At 72.1% G+C, this 15,654-nt stretch carries 14 protein-coding genes; 8 read left to right on the top strand and 6 right to left on the bottom strand.

What is annotated here, in order from left to right; translation table 11 throughout:
* Positions 1-24: 24 nt before the first annotated feature.
* Positions 25-570 (top strand): DoxX family protein, encoded by a 546-nt coding sequence (locus tag ACZ6O5_RS26850; protein WP_465980474.1) that lies wholly within the window; start codon positions 25-27, stop codon positions 568-570.
* A gap of 203 nt (positions 571-773) precedes the next feature.
* A complete protein-coding gene (locus ACZ6O5_RS26845) occupies positions 774-2,210 on the top strand; it encodes a glycosyltransferase 87 family protein (protein WP_465980473.1) in 1,437 nt (478 codons plus the stop codon).
* Between the two features lie 9 nt (positions 2,211-2,219).
* Here ACZ6O5_RS26845 and ACZ6O5_RS26840 read toward each other — a convergent pair whose 3' ends face one another.
* The 4 genes from ACZ6O5_RS26840 to moaC are packed head-to-tail and all read right to left on the bottom strand — an operon-like array spanning position 2,220 to position 4,960.
* The gene (locus tag ACZ6O5_RS26840; protein WP_431935231.1) at positions 2,220-2,651 is read right to left on the bottom strand and encodes a molybdenum cofactor biosynthesis protein MoaE; all 432 of its coding nucleotides are present in this window, start codon (positions 2,649-2,651) and stop codon (positions 2,220-2,222) included.
* Positions 2,652-2,707: 56 nt separating this feature from the next.
* Positions 2,708-3,964 carry a molybdopterin molybdotransferase MoeA gene (locus ACZ6O5_RS26835; RefSeq protein ID WP_465980472.1) on the bottom strand — a complete coding sequence of 419 codons (1,257 nt, stop codon included), beginning with the start codon at positions 3,962-3,964 and terminating at the stop codon, positions 2,708-2,710.
* Positions 3,965-4,001: 37 nt separating this feature from the next.
* Positions 4,002-4,472 carry a MogA/MoaB family molybdenum cofactor biosynthesis protein gene (locus ACZ6O5_RS26830; RefSeq protein ID WP_281933987.1) on the bottom strand — a complete coding sequence of 157 codons (471 nt, stop codon included), beginning with the start codon at positions 4,470-4,472 and terminating at the stop codon, positions 4,002-4,004.
* Positions 4,469-4,960, bottom strand: coding sequence for a cyclic pyranopterin monophosphate synthase MoaC (moaC, locus tag ACZ6O5_RS26825; RefSeq protein ID WP_465980471.1), 492 nt, complete (start codon positions 4,958-4,960; stop codon positions 4,469-4,471). Before moaC ends, ACZ6O5_RS26830 begins: the two co-directional genes overlap by 4 nt.
* Positions 4,961-5,761: 801 nt before the next feature.
* On the opposite strand from moaC, the gene ACZ6O5_RS26820 reads away from it, so the two are divergent.
* The 5 genes from ACZ6O5_RS26820 (at position 5,762) to ACZ6O5_RS26800 (ending at position 11,528) form a co-directional block, all read left to right on the top strand.
* The gene (locus ACZ6O5_RS26820; RefSeq protein WP_465980470.1) at positions 5,762-8,290 is read left to right on the top strand and encodes a putative bifunctional diguanylate cyclase/phosphodiesterase; all 2,529 of its coding nucleotides are present in this window, start codon (positions 5,762-5,764) and stop codon (positions 8,288-8,290) included.
* Positions 8,291-8,343: 53 nt separating this feature from the next.
* Entirely contained in the window at positions 8,344-9,699 is a 1,356-nt protein-coding gene (locus tag ACZ6O5_RS26815; protein WP_465980469.1) for a glycosyltransferase 87 family protein, read from the top strand.
* Positions 9,696-10,328, top strand: coding sequence for a phosphoribosyltransferase (locus tag ACZ6O5_RS26810; protein ID WP_396772429.1), 633 nt, complete (start codon positions 9,696-9,698; stop codon positions 10,326-10,328). Before ACZ6O5_RS26815 ends, ACZ6O5_RS26810 begins: the two co-directional genes overlap by 4 nt.
* 23 nt (positions 10,329-10,351) lie before the next feature.
* A complete protein-coding gene (locus ACZ6O5_RS26805; RefSeq protein ID WP_343444319.1) occupies positions 10,352-10,741 on the top strand; it encodes a TFIIB-type zinc ribbon-containing protein in 390 nt (129 codons plus the stop codon).
* 103 nt (positions 10,742-10,844) lie between these two features.
* Positions 10,845-11,528, top strand: a complete 684-nt coding sequence (locus ACZ6O5_RS26800) for a maleylpyruvate isomerase N-terminal domain-containing protein (protein WP_465980468.1) — start codon at positions 10,845-10,847, stop codon at positions 11,526-11,528.
* Between the two features lie 17 nt (positions 11,529-11,545).
* Here the strand turns inward: ACZ6O5_RS26800 and ACZ6O5_RS26795 are convergent, their stop codons facing one another.
* The gene (locus tag ACZ6O5_RS26795; RefSeq protein ID WP_405091761.1) at positions 11,546-11,695 is read right to left on the bottom strand and encodes a hypothetical protein; all 150 of its coding nucleotides are present in this window, start codon (positions 11,693-11,695) and stop codon (positions 11,546-11,548) included.
* A 226-nt stretch (positions 11,696-11,921) separates the two neighbouring features.
* Here ACZ6O5_RS26795 and ACZ6O5_RS26790 point away from each other — a divergent pair, with 226 nt between their 5' ends.
* Entirely contained in the window at positions 11,922-12,110 is a 189-nt protein-coding gene (locus ACZ6O5_RS26790) for a hypothetical protein (protein ID WP_405091762.1), read from the top strand.
* 143 nt (positions 12,111-12,253) lie between these two features.
* Here the strand turns inward: ACZ6O5_RS26790 and dnaB are convergent, their stop codons facing one another.
* On the bottom strand, positions 12,254-15,181 hold the full coding sequence (dnaB, locus tag ACZ6O5_RS26785) for a replicative DNA helicase (RefSeq protein ID WP_465980467.1): 2,928 nt from the start codon (positions 15,179-15,181) through the stop codon (positions 12,254-12,256).
* Positions 15,182-15,654 lie beyond the last annotated feature (473 nt).

Raw genomic sequence — 15,654 nt, 5'->3', positions numbered from 1 at the left:
CCCCGGACGGGGTAAGACTGAACCATGAAGCCCGTGCGCTCCCTCGCCCGAGTCATGTTGAGCGGCATCTTCGTGGTCAGCGGCGCCCGCAACCTGCGCAACGCGGAACGGCTGGCGCCCGCCGCGAAGCCGGTCACCGACCGGGTCGCCCCGCTGATCCAGGGCCTGCACCCGCGCATCCCGACCGACACCGAGACGCTGATCCGGGCCAACGCCGCCACCCAACTGGTCGGCGGTCTGATGCTGGCCACCGGCCGGTTCACCCGCCCGGCCGCGCTCGTCCTGGCCGGCACGCTGCTCCCGACGACCGCCGCCGGTCATCCCTTCTGGAACAACGACGACCCGACCGAGCGCAACAACAACCAGGTCCACTTCCTGAAGAACCTCGGGCTGCTCGGTGGGCTCCTGCTCGCCGCCGCGGACACCGAGGGCAGGCCGGGCCTGCGCTGGCGTGCCGGCCACCGGATCGACCACTCACGCCGGTCGGTGAAGCGCGCGGTCCGCACCGCCCGCCGGGAGGCGAAGATCGCCGTACGCTCCGCGGCGACCGCTCGCCGGATGCCCGGCTGACCTGCATCCACACGGCCCCCACCCCCGCAAGGCCGCCAATCACCTGAACCGTCCGACACCCGTTAACGCGGTGGAAATGTCGCAAACACGTGTGGGATCGGACACGGTCGCGTAACGCGGGAGGCAACATCGTGAGGCACCGTTCTAGGCTCCGTTCTGGACCTGGACGGGCACGACGACCTTGGTACGGGGGTGGCCACGCCATGCCGACGACAGTCGGTAGACGGACCAACCGCCTCCCACCGGCGCCCCGCGTCGTCCTGGGGGTCGACCAGCGGCTCGTGGTGCGCATCGGCATCGTGGCCGCCGTGTCGTACGCGGCCTGGCTCGCGATCGGCGCCTTCGGCCGGCCGTACAACTTCTTCGACATGAAGATCTACCACGGTGCGGTGCTGTGGTGGGCCAACGGCAACGAGCTGTACGACTTCGTCGCCCCCTCGACGACCCTCGGCTTCACCTATCCACCCTTCGCCGGCCTGGTCATGCTGCCGATGTCCTGGCTGCCGGTGGACGCCGCCGGGTTCGTCAACGCGCTGGCCAGCATCGCTGCGCTCGCGGTCGTGCTGGCGGCGTTGCTGCGTCCCATCGTGGACCGGCTCGGCTGGTCGCTCTGGTTCACCGTCGGCATCGCCACCCCGCTCGCCGTGGCGATCGAGCCGTCCCGCGAGACGCTCGGCTACGGCCAGGTCAACCTGCTGCTCTTCGCGCTGATCATGGCGGATCTGGTGGGCCTGCGGTGGCGCGCCAAGCGGGGCACCCACCACGAGACCGCCGAGTCGCCGCTGGCCCGTTTCCTCTACAGCGGCGCCTGGGCCGGCGTCGGCATCGGGCTCGCCACCGCCGTCAAGCTCACCCCGGCGCTGTTCATCGGCTACCTGATGCTCACCCGGCAGTGGCGGGCCGCCTGGATCGCGGTCGGCACCACGATCGGGGTGACGCTCGCGACGTTCGGTGCGGTCGGCGAGGAGTCCCGCGCGTACTTCACCAGCGTGCTGTGGCAGACCGAGCGGGTCGGCGCGGCCGACATGACCGCCAACCAGTCCCTCGCCGGGCTGCTGGCCCGGCTCTACGACTCGATCGAGACGCCCGGGCTGCTCTGGCTCGCGTTCTCGGTGCTGGTGCTGGCGCTGGGGCTGTCCCGGGCGATCAGCGCCCGCACCGACGGCGACGAGCTGACCGCGTTCACGCTGGTCGGGCTCACCGCCAACGTGATCAGCCCGATCTCCTGGTCGCACCACCTGGTCTGGGTCATCCCGGCGATCGTGGTGCTGACCGACGCCGCGGTACGCCGCCGCGAGGCCAGCCGCGGGCTGCCGCTGCGGAACAGCGGGCCGACCCCGGCGACCGGCGTGCCCGCGCTGCGCCCGCCGATCTGGTACCCGACGCTGACCGGGTTCCGGCACGCGGCCGGCGCGCTCGGCCTCTATCTCCTCTTCCTGATCTCGCCGATCTGGCCGTACGAGCACCAGCTCCCCGAGGTGTCCCACTACCAGGACGGCCTGTTCGGCGCGCTGATGGAGAACTCGCTGGCCATCGCGTTGATCGTGCTGGTCGCAGCGCTGCCCTGGCGTCCCGGTGCCGAGCCGGCGTTCTACCACGACCGGTTGGGCCGTACGGGCGCGCTCACCGCCCGGCGCTGACCGGCCGGCTCAGGGGCAGTTCACCCACTCCTCGGTGCCGTCGTCGAAGACCTGCCGCTTCCAGATCGGCAGCCGCGCCTTCACCTCGTCGACCAGCCGGGCGCACGCCGCGAACGCCGCCGCGCGGTGCGCGGTGCTGACGGCGGCGACCAACGCGACGTCACCGATCTCCAGCGGGCCGATCCGGTGCGAGACCGCCACCGCGTGCACCGCCGGGTCGGCGGCGATGTCGGCCGCCACCTCGCGCAGCACCGCCTCGGCGGTGGGGTGACCCTCGTACTCCAACCGGGTGACCGTCCGCCCGTGGTCGTGGTCACGGACCACGCCCTGGAAGGAGACCACCGCACCGGCCCGCCGGTCGGCGACCGCCGCCTCGTGCGCGGCCAGGTCGAGCGGCTGGTCAGTCACCGCGCCGAACACCACACGCGTCTCCGTGCTCACGGTGCCAGCATCCGATCGCGACTGCGTGGCTCGCAAACCCGGCTCACTCCTCGCGCTCACGAGCGTTCTCCCGGAGTCAGGGGCAGCGGCACCAGGGGAACCCGGTCGCCGGCGGCGCCGCTGGTGCCGGGCCGGATCACCGCGAAGCCGTCCGCGCCGGCCAGCCCGCGCAGCATCGCCGAGCCGACGTGCCGCACCGGGTGCGCGGTGCCGGCGACCCGGTCCCAGCGGGCCAGCGCCAGGTGGGTGTGGTCCCCGCGCCCGGGCACCGGCTCGGCGAGGGTGACCTGCGGCAGCACCGGCATCGGCCGGCCGGTGAGACCGGCGAGCAGGGGAGCGACGAGCGAGACCAGCGCCACCACCGCCGACTGCGGATTGCCCGGCAGGCCGGCCACGAAGCGCACCCGGCCGTCGCCGTCGACCAGCCGGGCGAGCAGCATCGGGAAGCCGGGACGCACCGCTACGGTGTTGACCACGTAGTCGGCGCCGAGCGCCTCCAGCGTCGGGTGCAGGTGGTCCACCGGGCCGTGCATGGTGCCCCCGGTGGTGCAGACCAGATCGGCGTTGGCGAGCGCACCGCGCAGGGCCGCGACGTGCGCGGGCAGCGTGTCGGCGACCGGCCCGACGACGTCGCCGCCCCGCACCTGGCAGCCGTAGCGGCGCAGCCAGGCCGGCACCGAGGGGCCGAGCGCGTCCCGCACCCGGCCGGCACCGGGCGGGCCGGAGGTGAGCAGCTCGTCGCCGAAGACCAGCAGCGCGGCCCGGGGCGCGCGGCGGACCCGCAGCGTGTCATGCCCGCAGGAGGCGGCCAGACCGATCACCGCCGGGTCCACCGGCGTGCCGGCGGGCAGCAACTCCTCCCCACGGTGCGCCTCCTCGCCCGGCTCGCGCCACTCCGGCTGCGGCCGGGGCGTGCCGGTCACCCGACCGTCCACCGTCCGGGTCGAATCCTCGATCCGGAGGATCGCGGTGGTGCCCGCCGGCACCATCGCGCCGGTGGCGATCTCCACGGTGGTGCCGTCGGCGTCCAGCGGCGACGCGGTGTGCCCGGCCAGCAGCCGGCCCACCACCCGCCACGGCCCCGGGCCGCGCACCGCCCAGCCGTCCACGCTGGAGGTGGGGAACGCCGGCAGGTCGGTGCGGGTGGTCAGCGGCTCGGCCAGGGTGTGCCCGTCGGTGTCGGCCAGCGGCCGGTTGACCGCGGGGAGCGCGGCAGAGAGCCCGACCGCGTACACCCGGGAGCGGGCCTCCTCCCACCCGGCCGGCGGAGGCGTGCCCACCTCGACGGCGGCGGCTTCGGTTTCCGTGCTCATCCGGCGAGCCTAGCGCCGGTGTGCGCGGCCCGCGGGCTCAGTGGTCGCCGCCGCGGAGCTGGTCGACCGCGTGCCGCAGGATCGGCCCGAGCACGGCCAGGCCGTCGCGCGCCCCGCCGCGCGAGCCCGGCAGGTTCACCACCAGCGTCCGGCCGGTGACGCCGGCCCGGCCCCGGGACAGCGCGGCGGTGGGCACCGCGTCGCGGCTGTGCGCGCGGATCGCCTCGGCGATGCCGGGGATCTCGTAGTCGAGGAGCGCGCCGGTCACCTCGGGCGTGCGGTCGGTCGGGGTGATGCCGGTGCCGCCGCTGGTCAGCACCACGTCGACGCCCTCGTCGCGGGCGGCACGCAGCGCGTCGCCGACCGGGTCGCCGTCGGGCACCACCACCGGCGCGTCGACCGTGCAGCCCAGCTCCCGCAGGCCGGCGACGAGCAGGGGGCCGCTGGTGTCGGCGTAGACCCCGGCGGCGGCCCGGTTGGAGGCCACGATCACCCGGGCCCGGATCACGACCGGTCCTCCGGCCGGACCCACTCGCCGGTCTTCCCGCCCTCTTTCCGGAGCACCCGGACGGCGTCCACCGACGCGGCCGGGTCGACCGCCTTCACCATGTCGACCAGGGCGAGCCCGGCGACCGCCACCGCGGTGAGCGCCTCCATCTCCACGCCGGTGCGGTCGGCCGTCCGCGCGGTGGCGGTGATCTCCACGGTGTCGGCGGTGAGGCGCAGGTCGACGGTGACACCGTGCAGGGCGATCGGGTGGCAGAGCGGGATCAGGTCGGGGGTTCGCTTGGCCCCCATGATCCCGGCGAGCCGGCCGACCGCGAGCGCGTCGCCCTTGGGCAGGTCGTCGCGGCGGAGCAGCTCCACCACCTCGACGGTGGTGCGGAGCCGGCCGGCGGCCACCGCGAGCCGGCCGGAGACCGGCTTGGCGGAGACGTCGACCATCCGGGCGGCGCCAGCCGGATCGACGTGGGTGAGCTGCGCGGGTTCGGTCACCGCCCGAGCCTATCCGCCGGGTACGACGCCCCACCCGTCTGAGCCGTCGGTGAGAAGGACGGCACGGCGGCTGCCGATGAAGCGGTTACCAGTCGGTTGACCCGAACGGCGAGTAGCGCGAACACCAACTGCTGCTTTGGCGTTACCGGCGGGAGATCGGCCTTTCCCCGCCGAGCCGCAAGACCCCGACAACTCGGATTTCCGCGTTGCTGTTCGAGCCCCGGTTGGTGCCGTCCAAGTCGAAACGCCAGCTTAATCCAGTCATCACAAATCGTTGTCCCGGCGGTGTCCGGCAGCGCAAGCCGTCCATCCGAGCGGTCCGGCCCGACTGGTCAAGCCGGCCGAGTCCGGTTGTAATGTTCCTCGGCCGAGACGACGCTACAGATGTCACTCGCGCCGAAACATTCTGGATGGCACTGAGCGACCACATGAGTACGCGAGGCAGAAGGTCGGCTCCGCTCCGCACATAACTTGTGGACAGAACGTCATTTAAGCGACGAGAGTTGCTTATATTGCGCATACCGACATTAATTCTTCCTTACCGCCCCTTCCTGCCTCTAACCTTCCTTCCAGTCAACAGGGCGCGGATACACGCACAGGCGATGTCTGCGGCGGGTCGTGCCAATGCGCCACAACCGATTGCGGGTGACGACTCCGATCGGCGGCGATTCCGGCCCGACGGGATATTGGAGGAGGGACGAACAATGCGTAGCACCGAATGGGGATGAGAGTTTCCCGCACCGGAACGAAGCGGTAGGCTGCCGCTCATCGCGTACCGACGGTGAGCGGCGGGTGACTCGGGTGAGCCGGACGACGGAGAGCCGCACGGGTGTCGACCCCGGCCTGCGCGGCCTCGTCTACACCCTGGTGGCCGGCGCATCGCTCGTCGCGCTCGTCGCGGTCTCCGCCACGCGCAGGCAACACCCCGAATCGGTACGCGACTTCGTCACCGTGGCAACCCTCGTGGTGACCGTCACGCTGGCCACCGTCATCAAGACGCGGCTACGGATCAGGTCGACCACCTTCTACTTCGCATGGGTGGAAACCGCAATCGTCATCGGCCTGGCCGTCGCGCCGGCCTCCTGGGTCGTCCTGGCCACCGGCCTCGGGGTGGCCGCCGGATCGGTGACCCGCCTGGCACCCATCAAGGTGGCGTTCGCCATCGCGAAGCACACCCTCGTGGCCGGAGGCGCCACCGTCGCCACACTGCTGCTCGGCGGCGCCTGGCCACCTCGAGAGCCACTCCGCATCGTCGTACTGCTGGGAATCGTCTATCTGGTCGCCGCGATCCTCGACGACGTACTTGCGATTCCGGTCATCGCGCTCGCGTCCCGAACGCCGATCCTGCGCCAGTTCCGCAATAACCTCGACCTACGGATCGCCGGCTTCGGCGTGCGATTCGTCGTAGCCGCCTCCACCGTGCTGATCCTCCGGGTCGACCCCCGCCTGTTGCTCGCCGTGCCGCCCCTGGTGCTCAGCCTGCACCTGGCGTACTCCGCCAGGATCCGCGCCCGCACCGAGCAGCAGGCCTGGCAGCGACTCGCCCGCACCACCGACGCGCTCAACGTGGTCGACCTCGACCAGGTCCTCACCACCGCCGTCACCGAGGCCGCCGAACTCTTCTCCGCCGACGAGGTCGAGATCGAACTACGCGAGGGCGGGCGCACGGTCCGCGGCGGCGCGGCCGGCATCGCGTACGACGGGACCGCACCACGCCCCAGCGCCACGGACGGCCGGATCATGCCGGTCACGCTGGAAGGACACGACCGGGCGGAGAACATCGGCGAGCTGCGGCTCCGCTTCGTCGGGCCGGTCGAACTCTCCGAGCGGGAGCAGTACACCCTGCGTACCTTCGCCTCCGCGCTGTGCACCGCGGTCCGCAACGCCCAGGCGTACGCCGAACTGGCCCGCGTCGCCGCCGACCACGCCTACGCCGCCACCCACGACGCCCTCACCGGGCTGTCCAACCGCCGGCACCTGCTGGACGAGGGCACCGCCCAGCTCACCACCCGGCACGCCGACGGCGTCACCGCCCTGGTGCTGATCGACCTCAACCACTTCAAGGAGGTCAACGACACGCTCGGGCACGGCGCCGGCGACCGGGTGCTGATCCAGGTCGCCGAGCGGCTCCGCGACGCGGCACGCGCCGACGACCTGGTCGCCCGGCTCGGCGGCGACGAGTTCGCCGTGCTGCTGCGCGGCCTGCCCGCCCCGGCGGTCGCCGCGCACCGCGCCGAAGCCCTGCTCGCCGCGCTGCACGACCCGATCGACCTCGACGGCATGCGAATCAGCGTGGAAGCCAGCGGCGGCATCGCCGTCGCCCCCGCCACCGGCGGGATGCCCGAGCTGCTGCGCCGCGCCGACGTGGCGATGTACCAGGCCAAGCGTGCCGGCCAGCGGATCGCCACGTACGCGGCGACCCGCGACACCGCCGACCTCAGCCGGCTCACACTCGGCGGCGAGCTGCCCCGGGCCGTCGCCGACCACGAGTTCACCGTCAACTTCCAACCCATCGTCGACCTGGGCAGCGGCCAGGTCACCGGCGCGGAGGCGCTGGCCCGCTGGCACCACCCCACCCACGGCCTGATCGACCCGCTGCGCTTCCTGGAGGCGGTGGAACGCTCCGGGCTGCTGCCCGCGTTCGCCGAGGCCATCCTCGACCAGGCGCTGATCGCGGCCGGCTCGTGGCACGACGCCGGCTTCGACCTGCCCGTCTCGGTGAACGTGTCGCCACGCAGCCTCCTCGACGCCCGCTTCCCCGGCGCCGTGCTGGCCCGGCTGCGCGCCCACGACCTCCCGCCCGACCGGCTCGTCCTGGAACTCACCGAGACGCTCACCCTCAGCCAGCTCGACGTGGTCGACCGGGTGCTCAGCCGGCTCCGCGACTCCGGCGTCCGGCTGGCCCTCGACGACTTCGGCACCGGCTACTCCTCACTCTCCCTGCTCTCCCGCATCCCGGTCCACGAACTCAAGATCGACCGTAGCTTCGTCACCGCCATGGAAACCGCACCCGAGGCCGCCGCCGTGATCCGCTCCACCCTCGACCTGGGCCGCAGCCTCGACCTCACCGTGGTCGCCGAGGGCGTGGAGAGCGAACCGCAACGCCGCACGCTCTGGGAGCTGGGCTGCACGGCCGGCCAGGGCCACCTGTTCGCCCGGCCGCTGCCGGCCGGCGCGCTGCTCGCCGCCCTCCAACGCGGCGCCGGCGGCCGGCCCGGCGCACTCGCCGCACCGCTGCACGACACCGGCGCCGTCATCCGGCTGCCCGGCCGCCGCGCCGCCGGCGCCCGGACCCGCCCGGCCCCCGCCACCGACGTCCGGCACCCCTGACCAACCGGCCCGACCCGGCCGGACCGCACCCCCGGTCTGCCAGACTGGCCCGCGTGACCGCCCACGCCGACCCGGCCACCGCCACCTCCCGCCGCTGGTCGGCGCTCGACACCGCCGGCGGCGGTCTCGCCCTCGACCTGGGCCTCTACGCCGCCGCCACGATCTTCGCCGCGGTCACCGCCGCCACCTCCACCCTGCCCCCGCACCGCGCGTGGGGCACCGTCGCCACCATCGGGTACGCGGTCGCCGCGCTCGCCGCGACCACCCAGCTCCTCGCCCGCCGCCGACACCCCGGCACCCCCCTGGCCGGCCTGCCCGCCCGCTGGACGGTCACCGGCCTCACCTGGGCCACCACCGCGCTGCTCCCGGTCATCGCCCAGAGCATCCAACGGGCCGGCGGACGCACCGACCGGGCCCAGGAGGAGGTGCTCGTGGTGGAACACGCCGGCACCCGCCTCGCCGAGCACGGCACCCCCTACCTCGGCCCCGCCGCCATCGCCGCCCTGCCCCCCGGCGAGCAACTCCTCGGCTACACCCCCTACCAACCCGGAATGGCGCTGTTCGGGCTGCCCCGGGCCGCCGCCGACGCCTGGTGGACCGACGCCCGCGTCTGGTTCGCGGTCGGCACCGCGCTCGCGCTCGCCGCCCTGGTCACCACGCTGCGCACCAGCACCGGCCCCACCTCGCCCCGCCGCTCCGCCGCGCTGCTGCGCGCCGTCCAGGCCGCCACCGTCCTGCCCGTCGCCGCGCTCACGCTCGCCACCGGCGGCGACGACCTCCCCGTACTCGCGCTATGCCTGCTCGCCCTCGCGCTGGCCGCCGCCGACCGGCCCGGCCGTGCCGGCCTCGCGGTCGGGGTCGCCGGCGCGCTGAAGCTCTTCGCCTGGCCGGTGGCGGTCGTGCTGGTCTGCTGGGCCGCCACCCGCCGGGCCGCGCCGCGCACCGCCCTGGGCGCCCTCGGCCTGCCCGTCCTCGCGCTGCTGCCGGTCCTGCTCGTCGACCGCGACGCCCTCGTCGAGAACGTGCTCCGGTTCCCGCTCGGCCACGGCCTGGTGACCAGCCCCGCCCAGTCCCCGTTCCCCGGCCACCTGATCGCCGAGACGCTCCCCGCCGGCCGGGTGGTCGCCGCCGCGCTGCTGGTCGCGGTCGGCCTGGCGATCGCCGTCCGGCTGCTGCGCCACCCGCCGCGCACCGCCGCCGCCACGGCCCTCATCAGCGGATACGGGCTGCTCGCCGCGATCCTGCTGATGCCCTCCACCCGCTTCGGTTACCTGCTCTACCCGGCCGCCCTGCTCGTCCTCGCCCCCGCGCTGGCACTCGCCGAGGCGCCCACCCGGCAACCCGGCCGGCCGGCATTCCCGGCAACCGCCCGGCGCGACCCGGCCGGAAGGCGTACACCTGAGGCATGACCACCTACCGTGACCGGACCGAAGCGGGACAGGACCTCGCCGAGCGACTCACCGACCTCGCCGACCGGCCCGACGTCGTCGTGCTCGCCCTGGTCCGCGGCGGCGTCCCCGTCGCCCGGGTGATCGCCGACCGGCTCCACGCCCCCCTCGACGTGCTGGTCGTCCGCAAACTCGGCGTCCCCTGGGCACCCGAGGTCGCCTTCGGGGCGCTCGGCCCCGGCGGCGTGCAGGTCCTCAACGACATGGTCGCCGGCCGGATCAGCGAGAACGACCGGGCCCAGGTCCGCCGCCGCGAACAGGCCGAACTGGACCGCCGCGAGCAGCGCTACCGCGCCGGCCGGCCACCGCTGGACCTGACCGGCCGCACCGCCCTGATCGTCGACGACGGGCTCGCCACCGGCGCCACCGCCCGCGCCGCCGTCCAGGTCGCCCGCCAGCTCGGCGCCGCCCGGGTGGTCGTCGCCGTCCCGGTCGGCTCCCCGCCGGCGTACGAGATGCTCGCCGCCACGGCCGACACGGTCGTGAGCAGCCAACTCCCAGCCGACTTCGCCGCCGTCGGCGCCTACTACGACGACTTCCACGAGGTCTCCGACGACGAGGTGACGCACGCGCTGACCGCCACCGCGTGAAAACACCCGGTACCGTCGGTGTCATGCAGCTCACCTGTCCCAAATGCCGTGGAGAGATGCGCCAGTACGAGCGCAGCGGAGTAGTCATCGACCAGTGCGGCGAGTGCCGCGGAATCTTCCTCGACCGAGGCGAGCTCGAAAAGCTGTTCGAGGCCGAGGCCAACTGGAACCGGCAGCAGGGCGGCGCCCCGCAGGCCGCGCCCGCCGGGGCCGGCTACCCGCCGCCTCCGCCGCCCCCGCCCGCCGCCCCGCACCAGCCGGGCTACGGCGCCGTCCCCCCGCCCCCTCCGCCGCCGCCCGGCCACGGCTACCCGCAGCCCGCGTACGGCCACGGTCAGCAGCAGCACTACGGCTACCACGGCCACTACCGCCGCAAGAAGAAGCACGGCTTCCTCGGCGAACTGTTCGACTGACCGCCGCTCGTCGTTAGGCGGGGGCCCTGCTTATCGCCTGGGCGATAGGAAGGGGCCCCGCCTAACCGTGCCGGTGGCCGCGCGCCGTGGCAGGCTGCACCCCATGAGCCCGACCCGGCCGCCCGAGGCGCTGGCCCAGGCGTACGACGGCATCACCGCCGCCGTCGCCCCGCTCGACGACGCCGGCCTGCAACGACCCACCCGCTGCCAGGGCTGGCTCGTCGCCGACCTGCTCTTCCACGTGCTCTGCGACGCCCAACGCGCGCTCGTCGCGCTGGCCAGCCCGGTGCCCGGCCCGGCCGACGTGGACGACATCAGCTACTGGCGGGCGTTCGGCGCCGACGGCGACGACGGGGCCGGCGCGCGGCACGCCTGGTGGGCCCGCCGCTCGGCCGCCGCGTTCGACCGGCCCACCGGCGTGGTCCGGATCTGGTCCGACACGGCTCCCGCCGCCGCCCGCGCGGCTGCCGCCGCAGACGTCACCGGGCACGTCACCACCCAGGGCCACGTGCTGCGCGTACCGGATCTGCTCGCCACCCTGACCACCGAGGCGGTCGTGCACCACCTCGACCTGGTGGTGGACCTGCCGGACGCGCCACCGCCGGCGACCGGCCCGACCCGGGTGGCGGTGACCACGATGGACGGCCTGCTGTGCGACGACGCGGTACGCCCGGCCGCCTGGGACGACCACGAGTATCTGCTCAAGGCCACCGGGCGGGTGCCGTTGACCGACCGGGACCGGTTCGAGCTGGGCGAGGCGGCGGGCTGGTTCCCGCTGCTCGGCTGAGAACCCTCCCGCCGTGATCAGCGGAGTGTGGGGCGTGCGGTCCAGCCGACGAAGCGGTCGAACAGTTCCTGCGGGTCCGGGTTCTGCCTCAGCAGGTCGGCGGTGGCGTCGAACAGGCAGGCCGCCATGTAGATCGACAGGGCTACGCGGTCGCGTCGGTAGTCCATCAGCAGCAACAGGCGCGCCGGCTGGCACGGCCAAGGGCCGGCGCAGACGCGGCAGAGCCAGCGCGGCCGCATCGGAGTGTGCGGTCGCATGGCTCGGCCACCGCGATCGGGTACGGGGGAGGCATTCGGCGCACTCATCCCCCGATCGTGTCGACTCCCGTTGACTACGTCAATAGTCTCCGTAGTTGTCGCCGTCTGCGGACTACGCCGCTGCCATCGTCAACGCGTGGAGCTGGTGGGTGTGTCGGAGATCCGGGCGATGCTCGGCAACGTCTCGCGCCAGCGCGCGTCCGTGATCGCCAATCAGCGCAACTTCCCCGAGCCCATCGCCGTGCTAGCCATGGGCAAGGTGTGGCGCAAGTCCGACGTCGAGAAGTGGATCCGGGAGCACCGCCCAGACCTCTCGTCCGACTGAACCGCCGATCCGTACGGTCGCTGGACCGCTCCCCCGCGCGGGAGATGAAGGTGATCATGAACTTGACGGCGTCAACGTAGATCAACAACGCCGCCAACCTCGTGATCAAGGCCTCGGAGGAGCCCGCCGGGCGAGGCGGTCGCTCATACGATGGCCATGTCCACGAAGCGAGACAGGTGCAACTGCGCGGCGACCGTCACCGTGTCGGTCGGCCCATTCCTGTGTTTGGCGATGATGAAATCCGCCTCCCCGGCCCGCGGCGACTCCTTGTCATAGTAGTCATCGCGGTGCAAAAGAATTACAACGTCCGCATCCTGCTCAATTGATCCCGATTCACGCAAATCGGACAACTGTGGTCGCTTGTCCGTACGCTGCTCCGGGCCACGGTTCAGCTGACTCACCGCGATCACCGGGCACTCGACCTCCTTGGCCAGCAGCTTCAGGCCACGGGAGAGGTCCGCGACCTCCTGCTGCCGGCTCTCGGTGCGCTTGGGTGAAGTCATGAGCTGGAGATAGTCGACAACGATCAGCTTCAGGTCGTGCTTCTGCTTGAGCCGTCGCGCCTTCGCCCGGATCTCCATCAGGTTCATGCTCGGGGTGTCGTCGACGAAGAGCGGCGCCTCGCTGATCTCGCCCATGCAGCGGGCCAGCTTGGTCCAGTCGTCGTCGGAGAGCTGCCCGCTGCGCAGCACGTGCAGCGGCACGCGCGCCTCGGCGGAGAGCAGTCGCATGACGATCTCGACCTTGCTCATCTCCAGCGAGAAGATGGCCGCGGCCTGGTTGGCGCGAATAGCAGCATTCCGGGCGAAGTCCATGCTGGCTGTGCTGTTGTGCGTCGGGATCATCGAACGGCCGGCAAGATACAAGTGTCCGTCGTTGTCTACCGCCACGCAACGAACGGGGACACTCGGGGTGGGCCGTACATCCACGATGTATCGCTGGCCGGTGCAGACGGTGCTGTTGGATCGTCGGCGCTGACGGTGCAGGTCCCGCTTTCGCCCCAACCTGAACACCTCGTCGGTGGTCGTGAAATTGAGGTTGTATGCCACCGACGACTCCGGGGTCCGCCCGTTAACCGGCTTGCGTGAGATAGAGCACCGGTACCCGAGGCTGACGATCAATTCCCGGACTTCCTCGGCGAGACGCGCCGACGTGCTCGTGAACTGGACATTTCCGCTGCTGGTGACGGTGCCGTCTGTGTCGAGTAGACCCGCGAGCAGCGCCCGCCGCTGGGCCTCGGATGCGCGCAGGTACGCCATAGGGATGTGCTTGTTCCCTAGGACGCCTGCGGTCCGCAGCAGCGCCGTAAACGAGCCTCGTGCAGACCGGCATGCCTGGCAGAGACGCGACGAGGCCGACGCGTACGTGAACGGGGTGCCGCAGGAACAGCAGTGCCCTCGATCGGCTTCTCTAACAAGCCCTCTCGACTTGCCGCCACACGACCGACCGCACGCCCAAACCCCCGGGCCTCGCGGCGTGAACCGAGTGCCACAGACGATGCAGTTCCGGTCTGGCAGTGGTGGGAGCTTCGGGGTTTTGATGCCGTAGTGGAACCGGGCGGCGGTCGGCTGTACCGCGTAGCCGTCCGTCTCGATGAACGACACGATCTCCGGGTCAGCCGTCGTGAAGGAGGCGCCTGCGGTGGTTCCGTCACCCAACCACGCGCCAAGCGTATAAGGCGCGACTGGTAGGTCCCGGGCTGGAAGGGTGAGCGGACTGGCATTTTCAACGGCGTGGTTGAACCGCCCATCGGTGGGGTGCCGCAGCGTGGCCGCGATGTGCGCCGTGGTCACCGCGCCGTCATGCTTAGCGGTCGTCTCGGCGTTCATCCGCCGGTTTACCCGGTCGTGCAGCGTCGCGAACAGCGCGTGAGCGGAGTAGGCGTCGATGCTGCGGCGCCACGGCTTGCCATGTCGCGTGTACTCCCGCGTGAGCTTGCCGGCCCTGCCGACCTGGGCCGCGACAACGTGCAGGACGCTTCGAAACTGGTCGCCCGCGATCTCGACTGCGTCACCGTACGTGATGAGCCGATCCGGAAGCGCGATGAAGGCTTGGTGCGTAGCTGCGGTAGCAGTCCGCGCAGCCTCACTCCACTGGTAAGTCGGTCGGATCTCCGCTCGCTGGCGACGTGAAGCGCGGGTAGTCGTCTTCCACAGGTGCTCGGCGTCCGCCACGATGACCGAGCCGTCGGAGAACTCGACCTCGTAGCAGGGGCGGTCATGCATCACTTCGAACGCGTTGGTGATGGTGGTCGGTCGCCCGTCCGCACCGAGAAGCTGATCACCGACTTTGACCTCACCCATCGTTGTCCACCCGGTGGGTGTAGGTAGCGGCGTGTCCAATGCCAGCGCCTTTCCGAGACCCGGTCGACCGGCCACGATAATCAACTGCCCCGCGTGCAGGCCGTTGAGCAGGCGGTCGAGGTCGGTGAAGCCGGTCGGGACGCCGGTCATCATGCCGCCCTGGGCGCCGACCGCCTCGATCTCGTCCAGCGTGGGCTGGAGCATGTCGGCCAGGATCGCGAAGTCCTCGCTGACCCGCTTCTCGGTGATCTCGTAGACGGCCTGCTGGGCGAGGTCGACGATGTCGTCCACGTCCCGGCTGCCGCTCGGGCCGGTGCCGTAGCCGAGCTGCACGATCCGGGTGCCGGCCTCGACCAGCCGGCGGAGCACGGCCCGCTCGCCGACGATGCGGGCGTAGTAGGCGGCGTTGGCGGCGGTGGGCACGCTGGCGATCAGCGTGTGCAGGTAGGGCGCGCCGCCGATGCGGGCGAGGTCGCCGGAGTCGGCCAGCGCCGCGGCCACCGTGATCGGGTCGGCCGGTTCACCCCGACCGTAGATGTCCAGGATCGCGTCGAAGATGGTGGCGTGCACCGGGCGGTAGAAGTCGTTGGTCTTGAGGATCTCCACGACGTCCGCGATGGCGTCCTTGGAGAGCAGCATGCCGCCGAGGACGCACTGTTCGGCGGCCACGTCCTGGGGTGGTGTCTTCTCGAAGGACGCGTCCCGCGGCGGCGGCTCGGACGCTTGCCCCCCGGTCCGTCCCGCGCGCGTCTCGTCGGTGACCGACACGGGTTCCCCCCTTGCTGCGTCGGATCGAGTCCAGCTCTATCGCCGGGGTGTGACAACTTCCGCCGACCCTCCGGTCGATCGGGGGCCATCGCCCGGCGGTCGCTGGCCACGATACGGAACCCGAGGTCAGCCACCAACAGGGCCGGTGGACGAGCCTCGGGACAACCTGTGGACGCAGGGGGCCAGCATGTGCGCAGGGTGTGCACAGGGGTGTGGAAAAGTGATGGCGTTTTCCGGGCGTATCGCTGCTGACCTGGGCTTCTGCCGTCCCCACCCTGTGGACGGAAGATTTCTGGTCGAGCCTTGGCGTCGTTCGTCCCGTACTATCGCTGCGAACGGCTGCACCTTGACAGCGGATTGCACTTTCGGGTTGAGAAGGGTCACGCTCCCGCCGTGAGACACCGGGACTGGGCAAGCGGGGAGGACAGCCCGCGCGAGCGCCGGCCGAGCGCTTCCTGGGACGCTTCCGCTGG

It is taken from the genome of Micromonospora sp. NPDC049201, from assembly GCF_055586805.1.
Note: the sequence above shows the minus strand (reverse complement) of the source record. Positions and strands in the feature narration are given on the sequence as shown.

What these genes read in the sequence shown, in the direction of transcription:
- ACZ6O5_RS26795 (WP_405091761.1), bottom strand. Translation starts at nt 11,695, where the DNA reads ATGGACTACCGACGCGACCGCGTAGCCCTGTCGATCTACATGGCGGCC.
- ACZ6O5_RS26835 (WP_465980472.1), bottom strand. Translation starts at nt 3,964, where the DNA reads ATGAGCACGGAAACCGAAGCCGCCGCCGTCGAGGTGGGCACGCCTCCG.
- ACZ6O5_RS26850 (WP_465980474.1), top strand. Translation starts at nt 25, where the DNA reads ATGAAGCCCGTGCGCTCCCTCGCCCGAGTCATGTTGAGCGGCATCTTC.
- ACZ6O5_RS26800 (WP_465980468.1), top strand. Translation starts at nt 10,845, where the DNA reads ATGAGCCCGACCCGGCCGCCCGAGGCGCTGGCCCAGGCGTACGACGGC.
- ACZ6O5_RS26810 (WP_396772429.1), top strand. Translation starts at nt 9,696, where the DNA reads ATGACCACCTACCGTGACCGGACCGAAGCGGGACAGGACCTCGCCGAG.
- ACZ6O5_RS26845 (WP_465980473.1), top strand. Translation starts at nt 774, where the DNA reads ATGCCGACGACAGTCGGTAGACGGACCAACCGCCTCCCACCGGCGCCC.
- ACZ6O5_RS26805 (WP_343444319.1), top strand. Translation starts at nt 10,352, where the DNA reads ATGCAGCTCACCTGTCCCAAATGCCGTGGAGAGATGCGCCAGTACGAG.